3 protein-coding genes are annotated in these 2,562 nt (G+C 40.6%); 1 reads left to right on the top strand and 2 read right to left on the bottom strand.

The annotated features are described in order from the left end of the window. Together B3D59_RS16460 and B3D59_RS16455 are read right to left on the bottom strand one after the other, a co-directional pair. Nucleotides 1–161: TraK family protein (locus B3D59_RS16460; RefSeq protein ID WP_286822215.1), on the bottom strand; the 161-nt coding region annotated here is incomplete at its 3' end. Further along, nucleotides 145–1,338 carry a helix-turn-helix domain-containing protein gene (locus tag B3D59_RS16455; protein WP_286822214.1) on the bottom strand — a complete coding sequence of 398 codons (1,194 nt, stop codon included), beginning with the start codon at nt 1,336–1,338 and terminating at the stop codon, nt 145–147. The genes B3D59_RS16460 and B3D59_RS16455, both read right to left, overlap by 17 nt. Before the next feature lie 401 nt (nt 1,339–1,739). Here B3D59_RS16455 and B3D59_RS16450 point away from each other — a divergent pair, with 401 nt between their 5' ends. Beyond that, entirely contained in the window at nt 1,740–2,447 is a 708-nt protein-coding gene (locus B3D59_RS16450) for a Bax inhibitor-1/YccA family protein (protein ID WP_286822213.1), read from the top strand. The last annotated feature ends 115 nt before the right edge of the window (nt 2,448–2,562 follow it).

Below are 2,562 nucleotides of genomic sequence, written 5' to 3'. Positions count from 1 at the left end.
AAATGAGCGAATGGGGAGTTATATGACATATGAATAACGCCTTTTTTTAAAAAATAATCATACACAGCTTTGATTGTATAACCCTGTTTAAGCAGTATTTGGGTTTCATCATGGATAGCAAGGTACTGACTTTTACATGAGGGCTTAGGTCCATTTTCCATAATCTAACCATCTTCTTTCTTTCAAAAACTTTGATAGTCCCGGTATCCAGCGACCGTTATCCCGCTGCCAGTCCCGGGACATCTTGTTTTTTTTAATGATTTTTAAAAGTTTTGATGTTTTTGGCAGTTCTCCGGCCTGAACAAGTTTTTTAAAATTCATCCAGGCTTGCCATTTTCCGGTTTGCCGGGGGTATTGATTTAAAAGAACTTCAAATTGTTTTTTAAGGGGCAAACTATTTAATTCAGCTTCCTGTTGCTGTTTTTCAGCCAGAATCCTTTCCTGCTGTTCTTTCTGCTGCTGACATTGAATTTGATCCTGCAGCTTTTGATCTTCATCTTTTTTCTTTTGGCGTTCTTCCGAAAAGACTTTAAATACAAGGGTTTTAATGCCAAAAAGGGAAAAATCATCTCTGAGCGTTTGACCGTAATTTTTTTCGATTCTTTGTAATGCTACTTTGTTTGGCCCTGACAGAATTACACTGTCGTTCTCGATTTCGGCATCCAGACAGGGAAGCATTTTAGCTGCTAAATTGAGTTGGTCTTTTTCGATAATACTCTCTCTGATTTTTGCCCAGGTTGCAGGCTCCTGGCGGTCTTGAACTGATTCTGAGGGGGGTAGGGGGGTAGTATTTATATATAATCTATCTATGGTATAATCCGACAAATTGCCGACATTTTGTTGATCCGCTTGTTGATCCACAGCATGACACTCCAGGGTGGTCTCCAGGTGGTCATTTTTTGTTATTTTTTGTTCGGTTTGAGACTCAGTTTCTGGAACCGCTTCCGGCTGATCCGGCTTAGGTGTTTCAACCGGCTTTGGCTGCTGAGGGTTTGCTTTGCCAGTCCGTAATTCTCTGAATTTAGTGATTACAGGATGAGCAAGAAAATAATACACGGTCTGCGTCCAGCCGTTGATTTCTTCTTTAACAGCGGTAATCAGCCCGGCTTCATTAAGGATCTTGATGTGTCTTTCAATGGTTCGGTAGCATAAATTTGTCCGGTTGGCTAATGTTCCTATATTCACAAATGTATGGTCCTCACCAACCGCACATCTGACCATCGCCTTAAAAGTTTTTTCGATCCCTGCAGTCATTTTTCCACCATCTTTTCTTTCGATTTTCCCAAACCACAAATCAAGGTCATTCGCATAACCATGCGATATAAAACTGTAATTCATATTTTCCTTTCGAGCCGAAAAAAGAAAATACTATACCTGTAAGCTTGACAAACTCTATTTTTTGAGTTAACTTCCTAATATGTAATTCATATTAAGAAGCCCAAGGCTTCTGGGAGATCCTTAATGGCTGCTACCATTAAGGATTTTCTTTTTGGGGCGGCTCTATTAGCTTATGATTATCCCTCCGCTAATTCATTTTAATGTTAAAAGTTCCCCTATTCTTTTATCATCCCAAGGTCTGATAATATATATTATGTTAACTTTAATATTATCAGGTTCTATATCCGACTGTTTTATATAATCAAAATGTAATATTGAAATCTGCCCTGCCCGTGTTATATTATTGTTAAAAATAAACAATACCTGTAACCTGACTAACTTGGAATAAAAAAGGAGACCCAATGAACACAAATCTTTCCTATCAACAGACCGGGGTGATGACCCGGGTTAATACGTTTATCAGAAGCACATACAACTGGATGGCCATTGGTCTTGCCGCTACCGGCGTGACTTCATATTTTGTATCTGAAAGCCCCGGCATGATGAAGGCCGTTTACGGCAACCCCATTATGCCCTGGGTATTATTCATCGGTCTTATAGTCATGTGCGGATTTCTCAGTGCACGGATTCAAAAAATGCAGGCAAGCACCGCCACAGGTCTTTATGTGGGACTTACCGTTCTTTACGGTATCTGCCTTGCCCCAATTTTTATGATTTATACCCAGACATCCATTGCCTCAACCTTTTTTATCTGTGCTGCCACCTTTGGTGCCGCAAGTGTTTACGGGTTGATAACCAAAAAAGACCTCACCGGCATGGGCCAGTTTTTAATGATGGGCTTGATAGGTATCATCATTGCCATGGTTGTGAATCTGTTCATTCAAAGCTCAGCTATGCAGACCATTATCTCCATGATTGCGGTTCTGCTGTTCACAGGTCTTACCGCCTATGATACCCAGAAACTAAAATCCATGGCAGTGACCCTTCCCATGGATGCAACGGGCGCCATGGTCCGCAAAGGTGCCATCCTTGGTGCTTTAAGCCTTTACCTTGATTTTATGGGATTATTCGTTCATCTGCTCAGCCTGCTTGGTGTATCAAGGGATTAACCTTCTAACAAATATCTTCGCCTCTTAAAAAAAAGCCCGGAACAAAGATGTTTGTTCCGGGCTTTTTTTGTTTTTGTAATCTGCCGTTAGATAAGCCTATCCCAAAAATCCATTT

Source organism: Desulfobacter sp. UBA2225 (assembly GCF_002348205.1).
GTDB lineage: Bacteria > Desulfobacterota > Desulfobacteria > Desulfobacterales > Desulfobacteraceae > Desulfobacter > Desulfobacter postgatei.
The sequence above is the reverse complement of the archived record's forward strand: the minus strand, read 5'-3'. Positions and strand labels throughout refer to the sequence as shown.